Annotated in this window: 22 protein-coding genes; 16 read left to right on the top strand and 6 right to left on the bottom strand. The window is 72.0% G+C overall.

The window, feature by feature from the left end; translation table 11 throughout:
* Nucleotides 1–75 precede the first annotated feature (75 nt).
* The 3 genes from AB0N16_RS05115 (at nucleotide 76) to AB0N16_RS05105 (ending at nucleotide 3,540) form a co-directional block, all read left to right on the top strand.
* Nucleotides 76–1,500 (top strand): amidase, encoded by a 1,425-nt coding sequence (locus tag AB0N16_RS05115; protein WP_365793201.1) that lies wholly within the window; start codon nucleotides 76–78, stop codon nucleotides 1,498–1,500.
* Between the two features lie 198 nt (nucleotides 1,501–1,698).
* Nucleotides 1,699–1,917 (top strand): hypothetical protein, encoded by a 219-nt coding sequence (locus tag AB0N16_RS05110; RefSeq protein WP_351744060.1) that lies wholly within the window; start codon nucleotides 1,699–1,701, stop codon nucleotides 1,915–1,917.
* A 132-nt stretch (nucleotides 1,918–2,049) separates the two neighbouring features.
* A complete protein-coding gene (locus AB0N16_RS05105) occupies nucleotides 2,050–3,540 on the top strand; it encodes an SPFH domain-containing protein (RefSeq protein ID WP_365793199.1) in 1,491 nt (496 codons plus the stop codon).
* A gap of 75 nt (nucleotides 3,541–3,615) precedes the next feature.
* Here the strand turns inward: AB0N16_RS05105 and AB0N16_RS05100 are convergent, their stop codons facing one another.
* Nucleotides 3,616–4,029: a MarR family winged helix-turn-helix transcriptional regulator gene (locus AB0N16_RS05100; RefSeq protein WP_365793197.1), complete on the bottom strand. Its 414-nt coding sequence runs from the start codon at nucleotides 4,027–4,029 to the stop codon at nucleotides 3,616–3,618.
* Between the two features lie 62 nt (nucleotides 4,030–4,091).
* Between AB0N16_RS05100 and AB0N16_RS05095 the strand changes: the two genes are divergently transcribed.
* Entirely contained in the window at nucleotides 4,092–4,892 is an 801-nt protein-coding gene (locus AB0N16_RS05095) for an alpha/beta hydrolase (RefSeq protein WP_365793195.1), read from the top strand.
* Nucleotides 4,893–4,911: 19 nt separating this feature from the next.
* A complete protein-coding gene (locus AB0N16_RS05090) occupies nucleotides 4,912–5,361 on the top strand; it encodes a type II toxin-antitoxin system PemK/MazF family toxin (protein WP_365793193.1) in 450 nt (149 codons plus the stop codon).
* Nucleotides 5,362–5,504: 143 nt separating this feature from the next.
* On the opposite strand, the gene AB0N16_RS05085 is transcribed toward AB0N16_RS05090, so the two are convergent.
* Nucleotides 5,505–6,326, bottom strand: coding sequence for a TIGR02452 family protein (locus AB0N16_RS05085; protein ID WP_365793191.1), 822 nt, complete (start codon nucleotides 6,324–6,326; stop codon nucleotides 5,505–5,507).
* 279 nt (nucleotides 6,327–6,605) lie between these two features.
* On the opposite strand from AB0N16_RS05085, the gene egtA reads away from it, so the two are divergent.
* The 4 genes from egtA to egtD are packed head-to-tail and all read left to right on the top strand — an operon-like array spanning nucleotide 6,606 to nucleotide 11,114.
* Nucleotides 6,606–7,934, top strand: a complete 1,329-nt coding sequence (egtA, locus tag AB0N16_RS05080) for an ergothioneine biosynthesis glutamate--cysteine ligase EgtA (RefSeq protein ID WP_365793189.1) — start codon at nucleotides 6,606–6,608, stop codon at nucleotides 7,932–7,934.
* Nucleotides 7,931–9,259, top strand: a complete 1,329-nt coding sequence (gene egtB, locus AB0N16_RS05075; RefSeq protein ID WP_365793187.1) for an ergothioneine biosynthesis protein EgtB — start codon at nucleotides 7,931–7,933, stop codon at nucleotides 9,257–9,259. The genes egtA and egtB overlap by 4 nt, the downstream gene beginning before the upstream one ends.
* Nucleotides 9,259–10,155, top strand: coding sequence for an ergothioneine biosynthesis protein EgtC (gene egtC / locus AB0N16_RS05070; protein WP_365793185.1), 897 nt, complete (start codon nucleotides 9,259–9,261; stop codon nucleotides 10,153–10,155). Before egtB ends, egtC begins: the two co-directional genes overlap by 1 nt.
* Entirely contained in the window at nucleotides 10,152–11,114 is a 963-nt protein-coding gene (gene egtD, locus AB0N16_RS05065; protein WP_365793183.1) for an L-histidine N(alpha)-methyltransferase, read from the top strand. Before egtC ends, egtD begins: the two co-directional genes overlap by 4 nt.
* A gap of 433 nt (nucleotides 11,115–11,547) precedes the next feature.
* On the opposite strand, the gene AB0N16_RS05060 is transcribed toward egtD, so the two are convergent.
* On the bottom strand, nucleotides 11,548–12,810 hold the full coding sequence (locus AB0N16_RS05060; RefSeq protein WP_365793181.1) for an extracellular solute-binding protein: 1,263 nt from the start codon (nucleotides 12,808–12,810) through the stop codon (nucleotides 11,548–11,550).
* A gap of 135 nt (nucleotides 12,811–12,945) precedes the next feature.
* Nucleotides 12,946–13,437, bottom strand: a complete 492-nt coding sequence (locus AB0N16_RS05055) for an FBP domain-containing protein (RefSeq protein ID WP_365793179.1) — start codon at nucleotides 13,435–13,437, stop codon at nucleotides 12,946–12,948.
* A 71-nt stretch (nucleotides 13,438–13,508) separates the two neighbouring features.
* Here AB0N16_RS05055 and AB0N16_RS05050 point away from each other — a divergent pair, with 71 nt between their 5' ends.
* From AB0N16_RS05050 to AB0N16_RS05040, 3 genes are all read left to right on the top strand, one after another.
* The gene (locus tag AB0N16_RS05050; RefSeq protein WP_365793177.1) at nucleotides 13,509–14,078 is read left to right on the top strand and encodes a WHG domain-containing protein; all 570 of its coding nucleotides are present in this window, start codon (nucleotides 13,509–13,511) and stop codon (nucleotides 14,076–14,078) included.
* Between the two features lie 76 nt (nucleotides 14,079–14,154).
* Nucleotides 14,155–14,802 carry a hypothetical protein gene (locus AB0N16_RS05045; protein WP_365793175.1) on the top strand — a complete coding sequence of 216 codons (648 nt, stop codon included), beginning with the start codon at nucleotides 14,155–14,157 and terminating at the stop codon, nucleotides 14,800–14,802.
* Between the two features lie 156 nt (nucleotides 14,803–14,958).
* Nucleotides 14,959–15,174: a dodecin gene (locus tag AB0N16_RS05040; protein ID WP_365793173.1), complete on the top strand. Its 216-nt coding sequence runs from the start codon at nucleotides 14,959–14,961 to the stop codon at nucleotides 15,172–15,174.
* 27 nt (nucleotides 15,175–15,201) lie between these two features.
* Here the strand turns inward: AB0N16_RS05040 and AB0N16_RS05035 are convergent, their stop codons facing one another.
* Nucleotides 15,202–15,693, bottom strand: a complete 492-nt coding sequence (locus AB0N16_RS05035; protein WP_365793171.1) for a hypothetical protein — start codon at nucleotides 15,691–15,693, stop codon at nucleotides 15,202–15,204.
* Between the two features lie 128 nt (nucleotides 15,694–15,821).
* Between AB0N16_RS05035 and rpmF the strand changes: the two genes are divergently transcribed.
* Both rpmF and AB0N16_RS05025 read left to right on the top strand, forming a co-directional pair.
* On the top strand, nucleotides 15,822–15,992 hold the full coding sequence (rpmF, locus tag AB0N16_RS05030; protein WP_362560033.1) for a 50S ribosomal protein L32: 171 nt from the start codon (nucleotides 15,822–15,824) through the stop codon (nucleotides 15,990–15,992).
* 43 nt (nucleotides 15,993–16,035) lie between these two features.
* On the top strand, nucleotides 16,036–17,034 hold the full coding sequence (locus tag AB0N16_RS05025; RefSeq protein ID WP_365793169.1) for an LLM class flavin-dependent oxidoreductase: 999 nt from the start codon (nucleotides 16,036–16,038) through the stop codon (nucleotides 17,032–17,034).
* On the opposite strand, the gene AB0N16_RS05020 is transcribed toward AB0N16_RS05025, so the two are convergent.
* Nucleotides 17,035–19,506, bottom strand: a complete 2,472-nt coding sequence (locus AB0N16_RS05020) for an ATP-dependent Clp protease ATP-binding subunit (RefSeq protein ID WP_365793167.1) — start codon at nucleotides 19,504–19,506, stop codon at nucleotides 17,035–17,037.
* Nucleotides 19,507–19,670: 164 nt separating this feature from the next.
* On the opposite strand from AB0N16_RS05020, the gene AB0N16_RS05015 reads away from it, so the two are divergent.
* Both AB0N16_RS05015 and AB0N16_RS05010 read left to right on the top strand, forming a co-directional pair.
* Nucleotides 19,671–19,865, top strand: a complete 195-nt coding sequence (locus AB0N16_RS05015) for an antitoxin (RefSeq protein ID WP_365793165.1) — start codon at nucleotides 19,671–19,673, stop codon at nucleotides 19,863–19,865.
* Between the two features lie 69 nt (nucleotides 19,866–19,934).
* Nucleotides 19,935–22,271, top strand: a complete 2,337-nt coding sequence (locus AB0N16_RS05010) for an excinuclease ABC subunit UvrA (protein ID WP_365793163.1) — start codon at nucleotides 19,935–19,937, stop codon at nucleotides 22,269–22,271.
* The last annotated feature ends 23 nt before the right edge of the window (nucleotides 22,272–22,294 follow it).

The raw sequence follows: 22,294 nt of genomic DNA, 5'->3' as shown, positions 1-22,294 counted from the left end.
GTGCGAAATCTGTACTGCAGGACCCGACTCGACGTTACCCTCCGGTAAGCATCATGCTTCCGGAGGTGGGTTCTCATGCCGCATGACCGTTCACCGGGCCTTGCCGAGTCCGTACGCGCCCTGGCGGCCAGCGAATTGACGTCCCGTCAGCTGGTCGAGGAGTGTCTCGCGCGGATCGAGGCCACCCAGAGCTCCCTCAACGCCTTCCGGATCGTCCGCACGTCCGCCGCGCTCGCCGAAGCCGACGCCGCCGACCGGGAGTTGGCCGACGGGGTGCGCCGTCCGCTGCTGGGGGTGCCGGTCGCCGTGAAGGACGACACGGACGTGGCCGGCGAACCGACCGCCTTCGGCTGCCGGGGCGACTTCCCACCGGTGGCGGAGGACGGGGAAGCGGTACGACGGCTGCGCGCGGCCGGGGCGGTGATCATCGGCAAGACCAACACCTGTGAGCTGGGACAGTGGCCGTTCACCGAGGGTCCGGCCTTCGGCGCCACCCGTAATCCCTGGCAGCCGCGGCACACGCCCGGCGGGTCCTCGGGCGGGTCGGCGGCGGCCGTCGCGGCTGGCCTCGTCCCGGCCGCGCTCGGCTCGGACGGCGCCGGATCCGTGCGCATACCCGCCTCCTGGACCCACCTCGTCGGCATCAAACCCCAGCGCGGCCGTATCTCCACCTGGCCGCGCGGCGAGTCCTTCCAGGGCATCACCGTCAACGGCACCCTGGCCCGCACGGTCGCCGACGCCGCCCTGCTGCTGGACGCGGCGAGCGGCAACCACCTCAAGGACCCGCACCGGCCAAGCGAGTTGACGGTCTCCGACGCGGTCGGCCGCGATCCCGGGCGGCTGCGTATCGCGCTCTCCCTGAAGCCGCCCTTCACCGCGCTGCCCGCCCGCCTCCAGCCGGACGTACGCGCCCGGGTTCTCGAACTCGCCGAGAAACTTGCCGCGTTGGGCCACACGGTAGAGGAGGCCGACCCGCCCTACGGCCAGATCGGGCTCACGTTCGTTCCACGCGCCACGGTCGGGATCGCCGAACGCGTCCGCGAGGTACCGGCGCCCGGCCTGCTCGACCGGCGCACCCTGGAGGCGGCCCGCCTGGGACGACTGCTCGGCGGGGCCCCGCTGCGGGCCGCCCGGCGCGCCGAGAGTGCCCTGCGGCACAGGATCGGCGGCTTCTTCGCGTCGTACGACGCCGTCCTCGCGCCGACCACCGCCACTCCCCCGCCCCGCATCGGCGCCATGCTGGAGCTGGGCCAGTTCGCCACCGACCGGGCGATGATCGCCGCCTGCCCCTACGCCTGGCCGTGGAACGTGCTCGGCTGGCCGGGGGTCAATGTGCCCGCCGGGTTCGTGGGGGACGGGCTGCCGGTGGGCGCGCAGTTGCTCGGGCCGGCCGACAGCGAGCCGCTGCTCGTGTCCGTCGCCGCCCAGCTGGAGGCCGAACTGCGCTGGCACGAACGCTGGCCGGCCCGGGCCATGGTCACGGACTCGCCGGCCCCATGACGGACCCGCGGCGCACAACCCGCGCCCGACGACCGGCAGCTGACGGCCCACGCACGACCCACGACCCACACCTGACGGCAGACGGCAGACGGCAGACGGCAGACACCCTGCGTCCCGCGCTCGACGCTCGACGCTCGACGCTCGACGCTCGACGACCCGCGGCTTTCCCGTGGCTTGACCTGACCGTACCCTCTGACCATGGACGATGCGTCGATGGTCGGGCTCATGGGGCGGGTCACCGGAACGATCGGGCCCGGGCTCGTCGGTGAGGTGATCGTCCGGGTGCGCGGGGGCGCCGAGCACTTCCTCGCCTACTCCGCCGACGGCGGCACCCGGATCGAGCCGGGCACGGTGGTGATGGTGGTCGAGTACCTGCCGCCGCGGACGGTCTACGTCACGCCCGCATACGACAGTTGAGCAAGCGGAGCCCCAGGTGAGGGCGTATGCGTCAAGATTGCAACAAGGAACCGTCAGCGTCTTCTCCCCGCGCTTGCGCGAGCGCACACTCCCTTCGTTCGGTGCCGAAAGGGCACCATGCAAAGGGGGCGTATGCCGATGGTTGTCGGCGTCGTTGCGGGGGTGGCGGTTCTCGCCGTTCTCGTGTTGATCGGTGTGTTCAAGATGATGTGGCGGGTCGCCGAGCCGAACGAGGCGCTCATCATCTCCGGTTCGAAGCATCGGACCGAGGGTCTTGAGGAAGGCATGGGATTCCGCATCGTCACGGGGCGCGGCACGCTGGTGCTGCCGGGCGTGCAGGCGGTGCGCAAGCTCTCCCTGGACCTGAACGAGACCGAGTTGTCGGTGGACTGCGTGACCCAGCAGGGCATTCCGCTGCGGGTGCGGGGCGTGGTCATCTTCAAGGTGGGCGACGACTTCGTGTCGATCGCCAACGCGGGCCGCCGGTTCCTGGACCAGCAGAAGATGATGTCCGAGCGGGTGCACAACGTGTTCGCCGGTCATCTGCGGTCCATCGTGGGCGGGTTGACGGTCGAGGACATGATCCGCGACCGCGAGAAGCTCACCGGACAGACCCGGGCCGCCTGCGGCACGGAGATGGAGAAGCTGGGGCTCATCGTCGACTCCCTGCAGATCCATGAGATCGAGGATCCGACCGGGTACATCAAGAACCTGGCGATGCCGCACGCGGCCGCCGTCCAGCGGGACGCGCGGATCGCGCAGGCGGAGGCGAATCGTCTCGCCACCGAGGCGGAGCAGGCGTCGTTCGCCCGGATGGCGGAGGCCACCCGGGACAGCGAGATCCTCCAGGCCGGCTACCAGGCCGAGCGCGACAAGGCGGCGGCCCAGTCCCGCCAGGCCGGTCCGCTCGCCGACGCGGCCGCCCGGCAGGAGGTCGTCGTCCAGGAGACGCGGGTCGCCGAGCTGGAGGCGCACCGGCGCGAGCAGCAGCTCCAGGCGGACGTCCGCAAGCCGGCCGACGCCAAGGCCTACGAGAAGCGCACGCTGGCCGAGGCCGAGCGTGACGCGCGTATCTCGGCGGCCCAGGCCAAGGCGAAGGAGACGGAGCTGGCGGCGGCGGCCGAGGCGACCCGGGTCAAGGCGGCCGCGGGCGCCGAGGCCGAGGCCACCAAGGCCCGGGGTACGGCGAGCGCCGCGGCGACCCGCGCCACCGGTGAGGCCGAGGCGGCCGCCGCGCAGGCCAAGGGTCTGGCGGAGGCCGAAGCGGCCAAGGCCAAGGGTCTCGCGGAGGCGGAGGCCATCAAGGCCCGTGCCGCCGCCCTGGCCGAGAACCAAGAGGCGGTCGTCGCCCAGCAACTCGCCGAGAACTGGCCGGAGATCGTCAAGGCGGGTGCTTCGGCGTTCGGCAACGTCGACAACATGGTGCTGCTCAACGGTGCCGAGGGGATGGGCGAGATGTTCGCCAAGGCGCTCACGATGGGCGGTACCGGACTGGGGCTGGCCCGCCAGCTGCTGGCGTCGATGAACCAGAACGGTCAGGCCTCGAACGAGACTTCGCCGATTCTCAACGGGGTCACGGCCCCGAAGACCCAGAAGGTGCCGGTGGAGCAGGACGGCGAGTAGCCGAGAACGGAAGACCGCCGAGTGACCGATGGCGGAAGACGGGTGCCCCCGGCCGGACCGGGGGCACCTCCGTGTTCACTCCGGCTCGTTGAGCCGCCGCAACAGCTCCAGCAGGGTGGTCCGTTCCGCCGCCGTCAGCCCGGCGAAGCATCCGGCCAGTACCTCGCCGGCCACCCCGTGCCCGGCCGCCAGCATCCGCTCGCCGTCCGGGGTCAGATGGTGCTGGAGGCGCCGCCCGTGGCCCGGCCGCCGTTCCACCAGGCCCTGCGCGGCCAGGCGGCCCACCAGTGTGCCGAAGGCCTGCTCGCTCTGGAAGGTGGCGGCGGCCAGCTCGCGCGCCGAGGCGCCCGGCGTCCGGTCGATGGCGCGCAGCGCGTCCCACTGCGCGAGGGTGGTGCCGACGGCCGAGAGCGCGCTGTCCAGGGCCCGGTGCTGCCGGTACTGGGCCTGTTTCACCGCTCTTCCGAGAACTTGCAGGTCATCGTGCATGGGCCAAGTCTACCCGATGAATAAGCTTGTTTATATAAGGATGTTTAGTTAGAGTCCTCGGCATGACGACGAACCGCACCGCCCAGGTGTATCCCGACCTGCCCATCTCCCTGACCGAGGCCGGCTCCGGCCGTCCGGTGCTCGTCCTGCACGGAGGCGGCGGCCCCGCCACCGTCGCCGGTCTCGCCGCCCGCCTCGCCGGGTCGGGCCGTGTCCTCACGCCGGTCCACCCCGGCTGGGACGGAACCCCCCGCCCCGACTGGTTCACGAGCGTCGACGACCTCGCCATCGCCTATCTGCACCTGCTCCAGGACAGGGAGTTGAGCGACGTCCTGGTGGTCGGCTCCTCGCTGGGCGGCCAGCTCGCCGCCGAGATGGCGATACGCGACACGGCCGGGCGGATCACCGGCCTGGTCCTGGTCAACGCGGTCGGCGCGGACATCGAGGGCGAGCAGGTCACCGACTTCTTCGCGCTGGATCCGCGCGCCCAGGCCGAGCACTCCTGGCACGACCCGGACCGCTTCTACGTCGACCCGGCCACCCTTCCCGCCGCCGAACTCGCCCGCCGCCAGGCCAACATGGCGACCATGCGGCTGCTCACCGACGGCGGCCGGATGACCAGCCCGAAGCTGCTGCCCCGGCTGGGGCGGGTGGCGCAGCCGGTGCTGGTGATCTGGGGCGAGAGCGACCGTGTCGTCACCCCCGCCTACGGAGCCGCCTACGCGAAGGCCTTCCCCCAGGGCCGGTTCGAGCCGATCCCGGGCGCCGGCCACCTTCCGCACATCGAACGCGCCGACGTCACCGCCGAGTTGGTCGAGGCCGAACTGCGCCGTACCGGGACCCCGCCTGTTCTCGCAGGCTGAGGCCCCTTAGGGTGCCCTCGTGACTGCGCTTACCGACGACGAGAACATCCCCGGCCGTTACGGCCCCACCGCGACCACCGAGGCCGACCCGCACAAGGTCGGCCCGGTGCGCACCGAATACTCCCCCGCCCACGACGGCGACCCGGATCCCGGGGAGATCGTCTGGACCTGGGTGCCCTTCGAGGAGAACGACGGACGAGGCAAGGACCGGCCGGTGCTGGTCGTCGCCCGGGAGGCGGCCGGCACCCTGCTCGCCGTACAGCTGTCGAGCAAGCGGCACGACAACGACCGCGAGTGGGTGGCGATCGGCAGCGGCCCCTGGGACCGGTCGGGGCGCGACTCCTGGGTGGCCGTGGACCGCGTGCTGCGGCTGCACGAGGACGGCATGCGCCGGGAGGCGTGCGCGCTGGACCGGGGCCGCTTCAACCTCGTACGCCACCGGCTGCACGAGCGCTACGGCTGGAAGTGAACCGGGCGCTCCGCTGGTTGCGCGGTTCGTTCACCGCGGGCCGGTGGGGGCTGGTCGCGCAGTTCCTCCGCCAGCCTTCGGCCGGGGGTACCCCCAGCGCCCCTTACGGGGCGCGGGCCCGCAGCCGGCTTCACCAGATCCGCTTAGACCTCAGCGGTCCGGAAAGCCTCGGCGAAAGCACCCCGGACCGCCGATCCCGGCGTACGGTCCAGGACCCCGAACACCACGTGCTCGAAGGTCCGCGCGAACCGTCCGCCGGGGCCCAGCAGCCCCCGGAAGGCCCCGGCGACCTGCCGCGGGTCGTTCTGGAAGACCCCGCAGCCCCAGGCCCCCAGGACCAGCCGCCGGTAGCCGTACGCGGCGGCCACCTCCAGGACCCGCTCGGCCCGTCCGGCGAGAGCGCCCGGCAGCTCACCGGTGCGTTCCGGTGCCGTACGGCGGATCACGCCCGCGTTGGGCGCGGCGGACGTGAGGAAGCCCGCCCGAGAGGGCTCCGCGAGGAGGCGTCCGCGGTCGTCGCGGAAGACCGGGACGGCCGGGGAGTGGATCACCCGGTCCGAGTAGAACGGGTCCCGGGCGCTGCGGTGGTGGTCGTAGAAGGCGCGGGCGTGCAACTGGCAGGCGTAGAGCGCGGAGGCGCGGCACAGGGCCTCCTCCTGCGCCTGGGCGCCGTTCAGATAGCCGCCGCCCGGGTTGCGGGCCGAGGCGAAGTTCAGGACCGCGACCGGGGCGGCGGCCAGCCGGCCGGCGGCCTCCAGGCTGCTCTCGCCGGTGACCTCGACGGTCGTCCGCACCGAGGCGGTCGCCGGAACCGGCACCGGTTCCGGGCCGTGGATCCGTGTCCCGGCCTGTGCGGCCGCGATGTCCGCGGCCAGGAGGACCTCCCGGCCGTCGGCGGTCCGGTAGGCCCCCGCCGCCACGATCCGTTCGGTCTCCTGGGCGATCCCGCGCAGGCGTGCGCTCATGGCGCCACCCCCGTGGACGCCATGACCGCGGCCCGCGCGGTCTCCCCCGTCGTGCTCATACACGCATCCTGGGCGATGCTGGTGAGGCGGCGCAACGGAGTTTCCCGCGCCCGAAACAGTTCCGAAACGTGCAAAGAAGCACAGGTTACCGATCTAGAACGTCCCGATAGGTGCCCTTGTGTGAATCGGCGCGAAGGTCTTGGGTAGGACGGACGAAGCCGTTCCGGACCCATCCACGGCCGGGCCGGCGGCATGGTGGAATCTCAGGAGGATCCCTACATGTCCGACTCGATATCCGACGGCGGCGACTGTACCGACGGCTCGGTGAAGACCGACTTCTCGGACGACCGCACCGCCGTCACCGAAGCCGAGGTGGAGGCCCTGGTCAAGGGCATCTGCTTCAAGACCGGCCCACCTTGCACGGTCGGGGTCGAAGTGGAATGGCTGGTCCACGAGCTGCGGCGACCGCAGCTCCCCGTGACACCCGAACGACTCGAAGCGGCCTACGCCGCACTGCGCACGGTGCCCCTGGGGTCGGCGCTCACCGTCGAACCCGGCGGTCAGCTGGAGCTGAGCTCGCCGCCCGCCGCCTCCCTGATGGAGTGCGTCGGCACCGTGTCCGCCGACCTGGACGCCGTACGGGCGGTCCTGGCCGATCTCGGCCTCGGTCTCGTCGGCGCCGGCCACGATCCCTGGCACCCGCCCCGCCGCTTCCTGCGTGAGCCGCGCTACGACGCGATGGAGGCGTGCCTGGACCGGACCGGACCGGCCGGCCGGCACATGATGTGCGCCTCGGCCTCCGTACAGGTCTGCCTGGACGCCGGCCAGGAGGAGCCCGGCCCGCTGGGGCACACGCGCCGCTGGTGGCTGGCCCATCAGCTGGGCCCGGTCCTGGTGGCCGCCTTCGCGAACTCCCCCCTGGTGGCAGGCCGGCCCACCGGCTGGGTCTCCACCCGGCAGCTGCTGTGGATGGAGATCGGCGCGGGCCGCGCGGGAGCGCCCCCGCTGGCCGGCGACCCGCGCACGTCCTGGGCCCGGCACGTGCTGGACGCTCCGGTGATGTGCGTACGGCGGGACAGCGGCCCCTGGGAGGTGCCCGAAGGGCTCACCTTCCGGGAGTGGACCCGGTCGGGGTCGCCCACCAGGGCCGATCTCGCCTACCACCTCACCACGCTGTTCCCGCCGGTCCGGCCGCGCGGTCATCTGGAGCTGCGGATGATCGACGCGCAGCCCGGCGACGACGGCTGGATCGTGCCGCTGGCGGTGACGACGGCGCTGTTCGACGACCCGGAGGCCGCCGAGACCGCGTACCGGACGGTGAAACCGCTGACCGAGCGTGCGCGGCCACGGTCGGCCCCGCACAATCCGCTGTGGATCGACGCGGCCCGGACCGGACTCGGCGATCCGGAGCTGCACGAGGCCGCCGTCGCCTGCTTCGCGGCTGCACTGGAGGCCCTGCCCCGGCTGGGCGCGACCCCCGAGGTCGTGGCCGCCGTGGCGGCGTACCACGACCGGTACGTCCTCCAGGGCCGCTGCCCGGCCGACGACCTGCTGGACCCCCTGCGCGGCACATCGGGCCGCGCCCACGGGAAGGACATCCCCGCATGACCGCCCCCGAGACCGACATCGACATCGAGACCCTGCGGGACCGGGCCCTGAAGTCCCTGATCACGGCCCGGGACCGCACCACGCTCCTGACCAGCTGCGTGGAGGAACCCGACCTCACCGCCCAGCACTCCCCGCTGATGTCCCCGCTGGTCTGGGACCTGGCGCACATCGGCAACCAGGAGGAACTCTGGCTGCTGCGCAACGTCGGCGGCCGGGAGGCTATGCGCCCCGAGATCGACAGCCTCTACGACGCCTTCGAGCACCCGCGTTCCGAACGGCCCACACTGCCGCTGCTGCCGCCCGCCGAGGCCCGGCGCTATGCGGCGGAAGTACGCGGGCGGGCCCTGGACCTGCTGGAGGGCTCCGCGTTCAGCGGCGGCACCAGGCTCACCGAGGCCGGGTTCGCTTTCGGGATGATCGCCCAGCACGAACAGCAGCACGACGAGACGATGTTGATCACCCATCAGCTCCGCAAGGGCCCCCAGGCGCTCACCGCCCCGGACCCGGACCCGGCGCCGCCGTTCACCGGACCGGCCGAAGTCCTGGTCCCCGGCGGCCCGTTCACGATGGGCACCTCCACCGAGCCGTGGGCGCTGGACAACGAACGCCCCGCGCACCGGCGGGAGGTGGCGCCTTACTGGATCGACACCACTCCGGTGACCAACGGCCGGTACCTGGCCTTCATCGAGGACGGCGGCTACGAGAACGAGCGCTGGTGGACGCCCGAGGGCTGGGCGCACATCCGGCAGCACTCGATCGTCGCCCCGCACTTCTGGCACCGTGAGGGCGGCCAGTGGCTGCGCCGCCGGTTCGGGGTCACCGAGGTCGTGCCGCCCGAGGAGCCGGTGCTGCACGTGAGTTGGTACGAGGCGGACGCCTACGCCCGCTGGGCCGGCCGCCGGCTGCCCACCGAGGCCGAGTGGGAGAAGGCCGCCCGGCACCACCCCGGCGAGAACCGGTCCCGGCGCTACCCGTGGGGCGACGCCGAACCGGCACCGGCACACGCCAACCTCGGCCAGCGGCATCTGCGCCCCGCCCCGGCGGGCAGCTATCCGGAGGGCGAGTCGCCGCTGGGCGTACGGCAGTTGATCGGTGACGTCTGGGAGTGGACGTCCAGCGACTTCCTCCCCTACCCAGGCTTCAGCGCCTTCCCGTACAAGGAGTACTCGGAGGTGTTCTTCGGCCCCGACTACAAGGTGCTGCGCGGCGGCTCGTTCGCCGTCGACCCGGTGGCCTGCCGGGGGACGTTCCGCAACTGGGACTACCCGATCCGACGGCAGATCTTCTCCGGCTTCCGCACCGCCCGTACCGCGGAGACCGTCTGATGTGCCGCCATCTGGCGTATCTGGGCCCCGAGGAGCCGCTGGGCCGGCTGCTCGTGGAGCCCGGGCACTCCCTGTACCGCCAGTCATGGGCGCCTCGGCGCCAGCGGTACGGGACGGTCAACGCCGACGGTTTCGGCGTGGGCTGGTACGCCTCCGAGGATCCGCAGCCGGCCCGCTACCGGCGGGCCGGGCCGATCTGGGCCGACCAGTCCTTCGCCGACCTGGCCCGGGTGGTGCGCGCCGGCGCACTGCTGGCCGCCGTACGGGACGCGACCCTGGCGGGCGCGGACGCGGAGGCCGCGGCGGCGCCGTTCGCCGCGGGCCGCTGGCTGTTCAGCCACAACGGGGCGATCCCCGGCTGGCCGCAGGCCGTGGCGTCCCTCGCCCCGCTGCTGCCCCCGGTCGACCTGCTGTCGATGGAGGCACGCACCGACTCGGCGTTCGTCTGGGCACTGGCCCTGCACCGGCTGCGGTCCGGCACAGCGCCGGGCCCAGCCCTTGCCGAAACGGTTCTCCAGGTCGCCGAGGCGGCCCCGACCGCGCGGCTGAACCTCCTGCTCACCGACGGCGAGACCATCGCCGCCACCGCCTGGGGCGACAGCCTCTGCTACCTCTCGGAACCCGGCCACCACACCGTCGTCGCCTCCGAGCCGTACGACGACGACCCGCGCTGGCGGGAGGTCCCCGACCGCACGCTGCTCATCGCGAGCCGCCGGGGCGTCACCCTCACCCCGGTCGGGAAGCCGATCGGGACGCCGGTCGAGGACGGCATCGCCCAGGACGCCCGGACCCAGGACGACCCGGTCGAGAACCCGGTCGAGGCCCCGGCATCCTCCCCCACTCTCGACTCCGTTCGAGCGGGGGCACCCGCATCCCCGAAGGAGCCCTGTACGTGAGTCCCCTCCGTGTCACCCGCACCCTTCCCGAGGACGCGACGGACGCCGCGCTGCGCGCCGATGTCCTGAACGGCCTCACCACCACCCCCAAGACACTGCCCCCCAAGTGGTTCTACGACGCCCGGGGCAGTGAACTCTTCGAGCAGATCACCGAGCTGCCCGAGTACTACCCGACCCGGGCCGAGCGGGAGATCCTGCTCGCCCGGTCCGGCGAGATCGCCGCCGCGAGCGGTGCCCGCACCCTGGTGGAGCTGGGCTCCGGCTCCTCCGAGAAGACCCGCCTGCTGATCGACGCGCTCACCTCTCTCGAGGTGTACGTCCCGGTCGACGTCAGCGAGAGCGCGCTGACGCAGGCCGGGCAGGCGCTCATCGAGGAGCGGCCGGCACTGTCCGTGCACGCCCTGATCGCCGACTTCACCGGCCGGATGAGCCTGCCCGAGACCCCGGGGCCGCGGCTGCTGGCGTTCCTCGGCGGCACGATCGGCAATCTGCTGCCCGCCGAGCGGGCCCGGTTCCTCGCCTCGGTGCGGGGGCTGCTGGCACCCGGTGACGCGCTGCTCCTCGGCACCGACCTGGTCAAGGACAAGGACGTTCTGGTCCGGGCGTACGACGACGCGGCGGGGGTGACGGCCGAGTTCAACAAGAACGTCCTGGCCGTCGTCGACCGGGAGCTGGGCGCCGACTTCGACCCCGACGCGTTCGCCCATGTCGCCCTCTGGGACGACGAGCACGAGTGGATCGAGATGCGACTGCGGTCGCTGACCGACCAGACGGTGAAGATCCCCGCGCTCGACCTCGCGGTCGAATTCACCGAGGGCGAGGAACTGTGCACCGAGATCTCGGCGAAGTTCCGCCAAGAGGGCGTGCGCAGTGAATTGGCCGCGACTGGCTTCGAGTTGACCCACTGGTGGACGGACGAGGCGGGCCGCTTCGCGCTGTCGCTGAGCACGGCCGGGTGATCCCGGTGACCTCGGTGGCCGTGACTGCCGACGACAGTGGTCACCTACCGAGGCTTGTCGTCACCGTGATCACCCCTCGGCGACAGTGCCCGAGACCGCCCGGGTGGTGAACCCCGGTCAGCATCGGGTGCCGGCGCGCACATACCGCCGGCGCCCGATGCCCGCGACCTGGTCGGTCTCCCCGCAGCAGGAGTTGGCGCGAGTTCCTACGCGCCCAGCCGTCGAAGACCTTGGAGGAACCGCAGGCGATCCGGCGCCCCCCTGCGCTGCGCGAGGTCGGCCACCTCCTCGGCCTGCGTGAGGTCGGCACCCAGCGGCCACTCGCTGAACACCGTGTTCCCCGCTTCGAGCGCAGGCCGGATGGGAAGATCGTGCGGCCCCCGCCGTCACTCGCGGGGACGCTTCGCGCGCTCCCTCGGCGTCGCGCGCCGACTCACCCGAAGTCCGGCGCGAGCAGTTCGGTGATCCGCCGGGAGGCGCGGCGGGCCTCGGTCGCGGGGTCCGCCCCGCTGAGCACTTTGGACATGTAGCCCTTGATCGGGTTGTCGGCCTCGACCGCCGGCCAGTCCGGGGTGTGGGGGGTCGCCCGCCCCTGCGCGGCTCCCGCCGCCATGGCGGCGACCCCCTCCGACCCGGCGACCGCGCCCGCCAGCGTGGTCTTGTTGGGCACGTAGTTCATCGTGCGGGCCAGTTCGATGTCCCACTTGGCTCCGGCGAGGGCGCCGACGACGGCGGTCGCGTCGTAGGGCCGGTCGGTGTTCTGCGGTACGACGAGATCGGAGCCGCCGGTGAAGACGGCTCCGGGGTGGTCGCCCGTGCGGCCCGGCACCGGGAAGTAGCCGATCTTTTCCTTGAGTTCGGGGTTCTCCTGCACGATGGACTGGGCGAGGCCGGGCACCGCGACGAGCTGTGCGACCTGACCGCCCGCGAACACCTGCGCCTGGGGCGGGTGTTCCTCGTCGGCGTCCACGGGCCCCTTGCCGAGGGCCTGGAGCCGCCGGTAGAAGTCCATCCCGCGCAGTGCGGCCGGGCTGTCCAGGGTGCCTTTCCAGCCGGCGTCCGTCTGCTCGGCGAGCTCACCGCCCTCGTCCCAGACGAACCCGGAGAGCGTGTACCAGTCCTGTCCGGCGAGGTAGATTCCCTGGTTCCCGCCCGAGTCGAGCTTCTCGGTGTCGGCCAGCCACTCGTCGCGGCTCTTCGGTGGGGAGGTGATACCGGCCTTCTCGAAGAGGTCCTTGCGGTAGATGACGACACGGTTGGCCGCGTACCAGGGGATGCCGTACTGACGCGATTCGTCCCGGCCGGGTTCGGCGAGGCCGGGCAGCCAGTGCTCCTTGCCCCAGTCCCGCATCGACTCCAGGGTGAGGTCGGTGAGCCGTCCGCCTTCGACGTACTGCGGGACCTGCGTGTTGCCGACCTCGATGACGTCGGGGGCGTCCGCGGAGTCGGACTTGAGCGCCGTCTGCACCTTGTCCACGATCCCGGTCCACTGCTGGATACGGATGTCGAGGCGGATGTCCTTGTGGGTGCGCTCGAAGTCAGCGGTGAAGCGGTGCAGGAACTCCTGTGACGCGCTGTTCTGCATCAGCCACACGGTGACGGTGTGGCGCCCGCCCGATCCGCCCGGCAGGACGCCACAGGCGCTGAGCAGCGCGGCGGACACACAGACGAGGGCGAGCGGGCGACGACGTCTCACGAGGGGGTTCCTGTTCTGTCTGGCGGACAGGGGAGAAGGCCCGACGTGGGGGAACGAGCACGGGTGCTCGTACGGGTGTACGGGATTTTGGTATGGACCAATGCGCAGGGTCAAGGGCCGCAAGCCAATGAGGGCTCAGGCGGTGACCCTGGCGATGAACGCCGCGAGGTTCCCGACGGTCCGCTGGATCTTCTCCTCCAAGGTGAGCGACTCGGGCAGGCGCGCACCGATGCCCGCGTCCTTCCTGCCCCGCACGTACAGCGGGCAGGCGAGGTCGCTGCATAGGTAGACGCCGACGGAATTTCCCTGCTGCCCGGCCTTGCCGGCCTTCGCGGCGACCATCAGCGAGACGCCTCCGGTGTGGGTGGTCAGGCACAGCGAGCACATGCTGCGCCGCGTCTGCCAGGACGTGGCGGTCGAGGAGCGCAGGGCGAGTGCCACCGGGCGGCCATCCAGCTCGACGGCGAGGTAGGCCCGGTCGGGCGCCTGGGGGTCCCGCCAGCCAAGGAAGTCCAGGTCGTCCCACGGCCGGTCGGCCAGGTCATGGGGGACGGACAGGCGCTTGGCCTCGCCCTTGGTGCAGTTCACGAAGGCGGCGCGGATCTCCCGCTCGTTCAGGGGTCTCATGCGCCGTAGGCTAATTTGCCTAAACCCTTTAGGCAAATGCATTATCGTTATCGCCAGACAGGAGGAAGGCTATGGCTAGAGCAGGGCTGACCCCGGAGCGACTGACCGTCGCGGGGGCGGAGCTGGCCGACGAGGTCGGCTTCGACCAGGTGACCGTCTCGGCACTCGCCCGGCGGTTCGACGTCAAGGTCGCGAGCCTGTACTCGCATCTGAAGAACTCCCAGGAACTCAGGACCAGGATCGCCCTGTTCGCCCTGGAGGAACTCGCCGACCGGGTCGCCGACGCCCTGGCCGGGCGGGCCGGCAAGGACGCCCTGGCCGCCTTCGCGGACGCCTACCACGACTACGCCCAGGAGCACCCCGGCCGGTACGCCGCCGCCCGGCTCCGGCTCGATCCCGAGACCGCGGCCGCCAGTGCCGGGGTCCGGCACGCCCAGATGACGCGGGCGATCCTGCGCGGCTACGACCTGCCGGAGCCGGACCAGACGCACGCGGTCCGGATGCTGGGCAGCGTCTTCCACGGTTACGTCAGCCTGGAGCTCGCCGGGGGTTTCGAGCACAGCGCCCCCGACGCACGGGAGTCGTGGGCCTGGATGGTGGACTCCCTCGACGCTCTGCTGCGGAACCGGGCCACGTCCTGACCGGCGGCGGTGCGATGCGTCCCGCACCGCCCCCTCCTCCGAACCATCCGGGCATATCGATCAACAGGCTGAGGCGATGAGCACCGAACCCGACTGGATCACCACACCTGTGACGATGGACATCCTGCGCGGCTTCCTCGACGTGGAAGCGACCACGCACGGTCTGCTGCCGCATCGGCTGCCCGCCCGGGCGCGCCGGCAGATCCCCGACGACCAACTGGCCCTGGCCGAGGCCCAGCCCTCCGGCGTGCGGCTGGTCTTCCGCACCCGGGCCACCACCGTCGAACTGGACACGCGGCCCACCAAACGGGTGTACCGCGGGTTCCCGGCCCCGGCGGACGGCGTGTACGACCTGCTGGTGGACGGCCGCCTCACGGCCCAGGCCACGGTGGCCGGCGGCAACGTGCACACCATCACCGACATGTTCACCCAGTCCGCCGAGCTGACGGAGGGGCCGGCCGGCACCGCCCGGTTCACCGGTCTCCCCGCCGGCATCAAGGACGTCATCCGTGCCCAACTCACCCGGATCGTCGAACAGCGTGCGGCCGACGACCCGAACCTGCACTACCTCGACGGCCGCGACCTGTACGGCGAGCGGGACTACGCGGAGTTCCCGCTGCCCGACGAGGTCCACCCCGATCCGGCGGGGCACCGACGCATCGCCGAGAACTTCGGGCGGCTCGCGTTCGGCCCCGGCGGCCCCTTCGCCACCAGGACCGGCTGACCGGCTGACCGGCTACCGGCCCAGGGCCACCGGCCACCGGCCACCGGCCACCGGCCACCGGCCACCGGCCACCGGCCACCGGGATCACGATCACCGACGCCTCGCGCTCCGCTCCCGGATGCGGCACCTTGGAGTGACGACGAGAGGAGCATCCCGATGCCGAACCACACCTACCGGGTCACCGAGATCGTCGGCACCTCGCACGAGGGCATCGACCAGGCCATCCGCAACGGTGTCGCACGCGCCAACCAGACCCTGCGCAACCTGGACTGGTTCGAGGTGACGCAGGTCAGGGGCCAGATCGAGAACGGGCAGATCGAGCACTACCAGCTGGGCCTGAAGGTGGGCTTCCGCATCGACGACGAGGGCTGACGACCGCGGGACCCGTGCCGGGCGGGCTCAGGTCCGGCCCTCCCCCTCCTGAGCCTGCTCCAGCGCGGCCGAGCGATCGGCCCAGCGGGCCCGCACCACGGTGAACCCGGCCCGTTCGGCGTCGTCGCACACCAGCTCGTCGTCGTCGACCAGGACGCGGACCTCACGCCGTTCGGAGAGGCGGCGCAGGATCTCCAGCTTGGTGTGCCGGGCGGGCCTGCGATCGGCGTTGCGCCGCATGTGCACCCGGCCCTCGGGCAGCCCATGGGCGGCGAGCCAGTCCAGGGTGTCGCGCCGGCAGCGGTCGGGCCGCCCGGTGAGATAGACGATCTCGCACTCCCGCGCGCTCGCCACGGCCAGTGCGATTCCCTCGGCGATCGGCGGATCGTGCGGCGCTGCCGCGAAGAACGCGTCCCAGTCCCGGGGCCTGCGCTCCAGGAACCGCTGCCGGTGCGCGGTGTCGGCGAGGGTGCCGTCGATGTCGAACACGGCGATCGGACGCTTGCTGCTGTCGGTCACGCGGCAACCCTAGTCGGACACCGGCATCGGTCCCGGGCACCCGATGGCCAATTGCTCATGGGATCCATTTTCATATAGCCTCCTCGGTGCCGCCCGGCACCGTCACAGCAGCACCGAGGAGGATCACCATGGCCGTACCCAAACGGAAGATGTCGCGCAGCAACACCCGTCACCGCCGTGCCCAGTGGAAGGCGAGCACCCCGGCGCTCGTCCCGGTGACCGTCGGCGGTGTCCGCCACCTGGTTCCGCAGCACCTGGTCAGGGCCTACGAGCGCGGTCTGCTGCGCCCCGGGGACTGACCGGCGGCGGGAATCCTGGGACCGCTCCGGTGTTGAACCCTCTGTGAACGCGCTGATCGCCCGGACCCGGTTCTCCGTCCTCGACCGCTCGCGCACCCGGGAGGGACACACCCCCGGTGCGGCGCTGCGGGACACCGTGGCGCTGGCGCGCGAGGTGGAGGCGCTCGGTTACCACCGGTTCTGGGTGTCGGAGCATCACGGGGTGCCGGGGGTCGCCGGTTCGGCGCCGACCGTGCTGGCCGCGGCCGTCGCCGCCGCCACCGGCACCATCCGGGTGGGCACCGGTGGTGTCATGCTGCCGAACCACCAACCCCTGGTCGTGGCCGAGCAGTTCGGGGTTCTGGAGTCGCTGTTCCCCGGGCGGATCGACATGGGGCTCGGCCGGTCGGTGGGTTTCACCGGCGGGGTCCGCAAGGCGCTGGGGCGCGACAAGGACGACGCCGAGGACTTCGCGGCGCAACTCGGCGAGCTGCTCGGCTGGTTCGAGGGCACCTCGCCGACCGGGGTGCGGGCCCGCCCCGCCGAGGGGCTGCGGGTGCCGCCGTTCGTGCTGGCGATGGGCGAGGGCGCCGACATCGCGGCCCGCGCGGGGCTGCCGATGGTCATCGGCGATCTGCGCGACCGGGAGAGGATGCGACGCGGCATCGACCACTACCGCGACCGCTTCCGCCCCTCCCCCTGGGCGGCCGAGCCCTATGTCGTGATCTCCGGGACCGTCGCCGTCGCCGGCACCCCCGAGGCGGCCCGCCGGCTGCTCGTCCCCGAAGCCTGGTCGATGGCGTACTCCCGCACCCACGGCAGTTTCCCGCCGCTGCCCCCGGCCGAGGCGGTGGAGACCCTCACGATGACCGTGAAGGAACGCGGCTTCTACGAGTCCGGACTCGCCGGGCACCTCGCCGGTACCGAGGAGCAGGTCTCGGACGAGCTGGAGTCGGTTCTGAAGGAGACGGCCGCCGACGAGGTGCTGGTCACCACCAGCAGCTACGACCGCCCGGCGCTGCTGGACTCCTACCGGCGGCTGGCCGGCATCGTGAGCGCCTGATCAGACCGAGGCCGGTTTGTCGGAGCGGATGACGATCTGTCCGTCGGCCGCGTCCACCACCGCCCGGTCGCCCGCCGTGAGCTGGCCGGAGAGCAGCAGGTCGGCGAGGCGGTCGTCGACCTCGCGCTGGATGGTGCGGCGCAGCGGGCGGGCGCCGAAGTCGGGTTCGTGACCGAGGTCGGCGAGCAACCCCGCGGCCTCGTCGGTGACTTCGAGGCCGACCTCCTGGGCGTGCAGGCGGCGCCGGGTGTGCTCCAGCAACAGGTCGACGATCTCGCGCAGTTGGGTGCGGTCCAGGCCGCGGAAGACGATGATCTCGTCGATGCGGTTGAGGAACTCCGGCCGGAAGTGCTGCTGGAGAGCCGGCATGACCGCCTCGCGGACCTTGGCGTAATCCTCGGTGCCGGCGGCCAGGATGCGGTCGGCACCGATGTTCGACGTCATGATGACGACGGTGTTCTTGAAGTCGACGGTGCGGCCCTGGGCGTCGGTGAGCCGGCCGTCGTCCAGCAGCTGGAGCAGGGTGTTGAAGACGTCCGGGTGCGCCTTCTCCACCTCGTCGAGGAGCAGCACGGCGTACGGCTGCCTGCGCACCGCCTCCGTGAGCTGACCGGCCTCCTCGTGGCCGACGTATCCGGGCGGGGCGCCGACCAGGCGGGAGACCGTGTGGCGCTCCTGGAACTCGCTCATGTCGAGACGGATCATGCGGGTCTCGTCGCCGAAGAGGGCGGCGGCCAGGGCGCGGGCCAGTTCGGTCTTGCCGACGCCGGTCGGGCCGAGGAACAGGAAGCTGCCGACGGGGCGGTTGGGGTCGCTCATGCCGGCCCGGGCGCGGCGGACCGCGCGGGCGACGGCGGTGATCGCCTCGTCCTGGCCGACGACCCGCTCGTGCAAATGCTCCTCCAGCTTCATCAGCCGCTCCCGCTCCTCCTCGGTGAGCTGGGCGACCGGGATGCCGGTGGTGCGGGAGACGACCTCGGCGATGTCCTCGGCGGTGACCTTGGGCGCGTGCTCCTCGGCCGTGCCCGCCTGTTCCAGCTCGGCCTCGGTCTCCCGGATCCGGTCGCGGAGTTCCTTGGCGCGCTCGTACTCCTCGTCGGCGACGGCCTGATCCTTCTCCCGGTTCAGGGCGGCGATCCGGTCCTCGATGTCCCGGGTGTCGGTGGGCGGGGTCTTCGAGCGCAGCCGGACCCGGGCGGCGGCCTGGTCCATCAGGTCGATCGCCTTGTCGGGCAGGAAGCGGGAGGTGATGTACCGGTCGGAGAGCTCGGCCGCCGCGACGACCGCCTCGTCGGTGATACGGACCTGGTGGTGGGCCTCGTAACGGTCGCGCAGGCCACGCAGGATCTCGATGGTGTCGTCGACCGTGGGCTCACCGACCAGGATGGGTGCGAACCGGCGTTCCAGGGCCGCGTCCTTCTCGATGTGCTTGCGGTACTCGTCGATGGTGGTCGCGCCGATCAGGTGCAACTCGCCGCGGGCGAGGGCGGGTTTGAGGATGTTGCCCGCGTCCAGGGATCCGTCGCCGCCTCCGCCGGCGCCGACGACGGTGTGCAACTCGTCCAGGAACAGCACCAGTCCGTCGCTCTGCTCACGGACCTCGTCGAGGAGTTTCTTCAGCCGCTCCTCGAACTCGCCCCGGTACTTGGTGCCGGCCACCATCCCGGCCAGGTCCAGGGAGACCAGTCGCTTGCCTTCCAGGGTCTTGGGCACGTCCCCGGCGACGATCCGCTGCGCGATGCCCTCGACGATGGCGGTCTTGCCGACGCCGGGGTCACCGATCAGGACGGGGTTGTTCTTGCTGCGCCGGGAGAGCACCTCGATGGTCTGCTCGACCTCGTCGTCCCGCCCGATCACCGGGTCCAGGCGCCCGGCCCGGGCGTCCTCGGTGAGATCACGGCCGTACTCGTCGACGGTCGGTGTGGTGCTGGGCTTCTTCCGCTCCGCCGCGCCCTCGACCGGCATCCGGGTCGGCTCCCAGCCGCTCTCGCCGAGGGTCCGCCCGGCCGTCGACTCCGGGTTCGCGGCGAGCGCCCGCAGCAGGTGCTCGGGGCCGATGTAGGAGGCGCCCTCGGCGCGGGAGATCTGGTAGGCGTCGAGCAGGGCGCGCTTGGCGGCCGGGGTGAGGGTGGTGGGCTCCGTCTTCTCACCGCCGCCGTGGCCGGCGGTGAGCCGCTCGCGGAGCTGGTCGGGGTCCGCGCCCGCCTCGGTGAGCAGCCGCCGGGTGGAGTCGTGCGTGGTGGCCGCGGCCAGCAGGTGGCGGGCGTCCAGCTCCTCGCTGCCCTCGACGGCGGCGAGGTCGCGGGCCTCGGCCACCAGCTCGCGCGCCCGCTCGGACAGCAGGCTGCCGATGTCGACGCGCTGCGGGCGGCGGGCCGGTGTGCCCGGTCCGGATCCGCCGAAGAAGCGGGACATCAGCTCGTCGAAGTCTTCGAAGGGACTGCGTCCGAATCCGAAACCGGGAGTGCTCATGAGGCCCGGGCCTTTCTGCGGTCGGCTCTGTGATCGACGGGATTCCGCGTCTTCCAACCTCGCACAGGCGCGCCGGGCCCGCATGGGGACGCCCGCCCGAGATGCGGACCGGGCCGGGGCCGGTGACGCTGGTGGGGAAGCCTCAACCAGCGAGGAGGGCTGCCATGTCCATGCTGGACAAGCTCAAGGGGATGCTCAAGGGCCACGAGGACCAGGCCAAACAGGGCGTCGACAGGGGCGGCGACATGATCGACCAGCGGACCGGAAACAAGTACCAGTCCCAGGTCGACATGGGCCAGAAGAAGGCCGACGACTACCTCGACCAGGAGCGGAACCGGAACAACCCTCCGCAGCCCTGACGGACCGCACGGGCTAGACTCGCGGGGTTTGTCCCTGCCCGGCGAGTCGTCCGTACGGAGCCTCCCCCGATGCCCAGCCCCCACGATCCGTACGTCCGCGTCCGTGGCGCCCGTGAGCACAACCTCAAGGGCGTCGATGTGGACATCCCGCGGGACGTGCTGGCCGTCTTCACCGGTGTGTCCGGCTCGGGGAAGTCGTCCCTGGCGTTCGGCACGGTCTACGCCGAGGCACAGCGGCGCTACTTCGAGTCGGTCGCACCGTACGCGCGCAGGCTGATCCACCAGGTCGGGGCGCCGAAGGTCGGTGGGATCAGCGGGCTGCCGCCGGCGATCTCGCTCCAGCAACGCCGCTCGGCCCCGACCTCCCGCTCCTCCGTCGGCACGATCACCAATCTCTCCAACTCCCTGCGCATGCTCTTCTCGCGTGCCGGGGACTATCCGCCGGGCGCGGAGCGGCTCGACTCCGACGCGTTCTCCCCGAACACGGCGGTGGGCGCCTGCCCGGAGTGCCACGGCCTGGGCCGGGTCCACCGTGCGACGGAGGAGTCGCTGGTCCCCGACCCGTCGCTGTCGATCCGGGACGGCGCGATCGCCGCGTGGCCGGGTGCCTGGCAGGGCAAGAACCTGCGGGACATCCTGGACGCGCTCGGCCATGACGTGGACCGGCCCTGGCGTGAACTGCCCGCCGGGGAACGGGAGTGGATCCTCTTCACGGACGAGCAGCCGGTGGTCACCGTGCACCCGGTCCGGGACGCCGACCGCATCCAACGGCCGTACCAGGGCACCTACATGAGCGCCCACCGGTACGTCATGAAGACCTTCTCGGACTCCCGGAGCCCGGCGCTGCGGGCGAAGGCGGAGGGGTTCCTGACCAGCGCGCCCTGTCCGGTGTGCGGCGGCAGGAGGCTGCGGCCGGAGGCTCTCGCCGTGACCTTCGCGGGCCGTACGATCGCGCACCTGGCCGGGCTCCCGCTGACCGAGCTGGCCGGGCTGCTCGGCGGCGGCCCCTCGTCGGAGACCGCGCGGGTGCTCACCGACGATCTCACCGCCCGCATCGCACCGGTCGTCGAACTCGGCCTCGGCTACCTGAGCCTGGACCGGGCGACTCCCACGCTCTCGGCGGGCGAGCTCCAACGCCTGCGCCTGGCGACGCAGTTGCGCTCCGGGCTGTTCGGTGTCGTGTACGTCCTGGACGAGCCGTCGGCCGGGCTGCACCCGGCGGACACCGAGGCGCTGCTCACGGTGCTGGCGCGACTGAAGGCGGCCGGGAACTCGGTGTTCGTGGTGGAGCACCACCTGGACGTGGTGCGCGGCGCCGACTGGCTGGTGGACGTGGGTCCGGGCGCCGGTGAGCACGGCGGCCGGGTGCTGCACAGCGGGCCGGTGGCGGAGCTGGCCGGGGTCCAGGAGTCCGCCACCGCCCGCTACCTGTACGCGGCGGAGCCCGCTCCGGCCCGTCGGCTCCGCGCCGCCGTCGGGTGGTTGAAGGTCGGCCCGGTCACCCGGCACAACCTGCGCGCGGTCACCGCCGAGTTCCCGCTCGGTGTCCTCACCGCCGTCACCGGAGTCTCCGGCTCGGGCAAGTCGACGCTGATCGGCGAGATCACCGAGGAGCTGGACGGGGTCGGGCGGCTGGTCTCCGTCGACCAGAAGCCGATCGGCCGCACCCCGCGCTCCAACCTGGCCACGTACACCGGCCTGTTCGACGTCGTACGGAAGGTGTTCGCGGCCACCGGCCTGGCGCGGGAGCGTGGTTACGGCGCGGGACGGTTCTCCTTCAATGTGGCCGGAGGGCGCTGCGAGACCTGTCAGGGCGAGGGTTTCGTCAGTGTGGAGCTGTTGTTCCTGCCCAGCACCTACGCGCCCTGCCCGGACTGCGGCGGGGCCCGCTACAACCCCGGGACGCTCGAAGTGCCGTACCGGGGCCGGAACATCGCCCAGGTGCTGGACCTGACCGTGGAGAGCGCGGCGGAGTTCTTCGCGGACCTCCCGGCCGTGGCGCGCAGCCTGCGCACCCTGCTCGACGTGGGGCTCGGCTATCTGCGACTGGGCCAGCCCGCCACGGAGTTGTCCGGTGGCGAGGCCCAACGGATCAAGTTGGCCAGTGAGTTGCAGCGCGGTCGGCGCGGCCACACCCTCTACCTCCTGGACGAGCCGACGACGGGACTGCATCCGGCCGACGTCGAGGTGCTGATGCGCCAGCTGCACGGGCTGGTGGACGCCGGGCACACGGTCGTGGTGGTCGAACACGACATGGCGGTGGTGGCGGGCGCGGACTGGGTGATCGACCTGGGTCCGGGCGGCGGGGACCGGGGCGGCCGGGTCGTCGCGGCGGGCCCGCCGGCGGAGGTCGCGCGGGCCGCGGGCAGTGTCACGGGGCCCTATCTGTCCCGGTCCCTCCCCTGATGGTCTTCAGGAACGCTTCAGGT

The sequence above is a fragment of the Streptomyces sp. NPDC051105 genome, from assembly GCF_040682795.1.
In the GTDB taxonomy this organism is placed as follows: domain Bacteria; phylum Actinomycetota; class Actinomycetes; order Streptomycetales; family Streptomycetaceae; genus Streptomyces.
This window is presented reverse-complemented; position numbering and strand designations above follow the sequence as displayed.

Coding starts and splice junctions, on each gene's coding strand:
- egtA (WP_365793189.1), top strand. CDS start 6,606: ATGTCCGACTCGATATCCGACGGCGGCGACTGTACCGACGGCTCGGTG.
- AB0N16_RS05010 (WP_365793163.1), top strand. CDS start 19,935: ATGCCCAGCCCCCACGATCCGTACGTCCGCGTCCGTGGCGCCCGTGAG.
- AB0N16_RS05015 (WP_365793165.1), top strand. CDS start 19,671: ATGTCCATGCTGGACAAGCTCAAGGGGATGCTCAAGGGCCACGAGGAC.
- AB0N16_RS05110 (WP_351744060.1), top strand. CDS start 1,699: ATGGACGATGCGTCGATGGTCGGGCTCATGGGGCGGGTCACCGGAACG.
- AB0N16_RS05085 (WP_365793191.1), bottom strand. CDS start 6,326: ATGAGCGCACGCCTGCGCGGGATCGCCCAGGAGACCGAACGGATCGTG.
- AB0N16_RS05045 (WP_365793175.1), top strand. CDS start 14,155: ATGAGCACCGAACCCGACTGGATCACCACACCTGTGACGATGGACATC.
- AB0N16_RS05115 (WP_365793201.1), top strand. CDS start 76: ATGCCGCATGACCGTTCACCGGGCCTTGCCGAGTCCGTACGCGCCCTG.
- AB0N16_RS05040 (WP_365793173.1), top strand. CDS start 14,959: ATGCCGAACCACACCTACCGGGTCACCGAGATCGTCGGCACCTCGCAC.
- AB0N16_RS05020 (WP_365793167.1), bottom strand. CDS start 19,506: ATGAGCACTCCCGGTTTCGGATTCGGACGCAGTCCCTTCGAAGACTTC.
- AB0N16_RS05095 (WP_365793195.1), top strand. CDS start 4,092: ATGACGACGAACCGCACCGCCCAGGTGTATCCCGACCTGCCCATCTCC.
- AB0N16_RS05055 (WP_365793179.1), bottom strand. CDS start 13,437: ATGAGACCCCTGAACGAGCGGGAGATCCGCGCCGCCTTCGTGAACTGC.
- rpmF (WP_362560033.1), top strand. CDS start 15,822: ATGGCCGTACCCAAACGGAAGATGTCGCGCAGCAACACCCGTCACCGC.
- AB0N16_RS05050 (WP_365793177.1), top strand. CDS start 13,509: ATGGCTAGAGCAGGGCTGACCCCGGAGCGACTGACCGTCGCGGGGGCG.
- AB0N16_RS05100 (WP_365793197.1), bottom strand. CDS start 4,029: ATGCACGATGACCTGCAAGTTCTCGGAAGAGCGGTGAAACAGGCCCAG.
- AB0N16_RS05105 (WP_365793199.1), top strand. CDS start 2,050: ATGCCGATGGTTGTCGGCGTCGTTGCGGGGGTGGCGGTTCTCGCCGTT.
- egtC (WP_365793185.1), top strand. CDS start 9,259: ATGTGCCGCCATCTGGCGTATCTGGGCCCCGAGGAGCCGCTGGGCCGG.
- egtB (WP_365793187.1), top strand. CDS start 7,931: ATGACCGCCCCCGAGACCGACATCGACATCGAGACCCTGCGGGACCGG.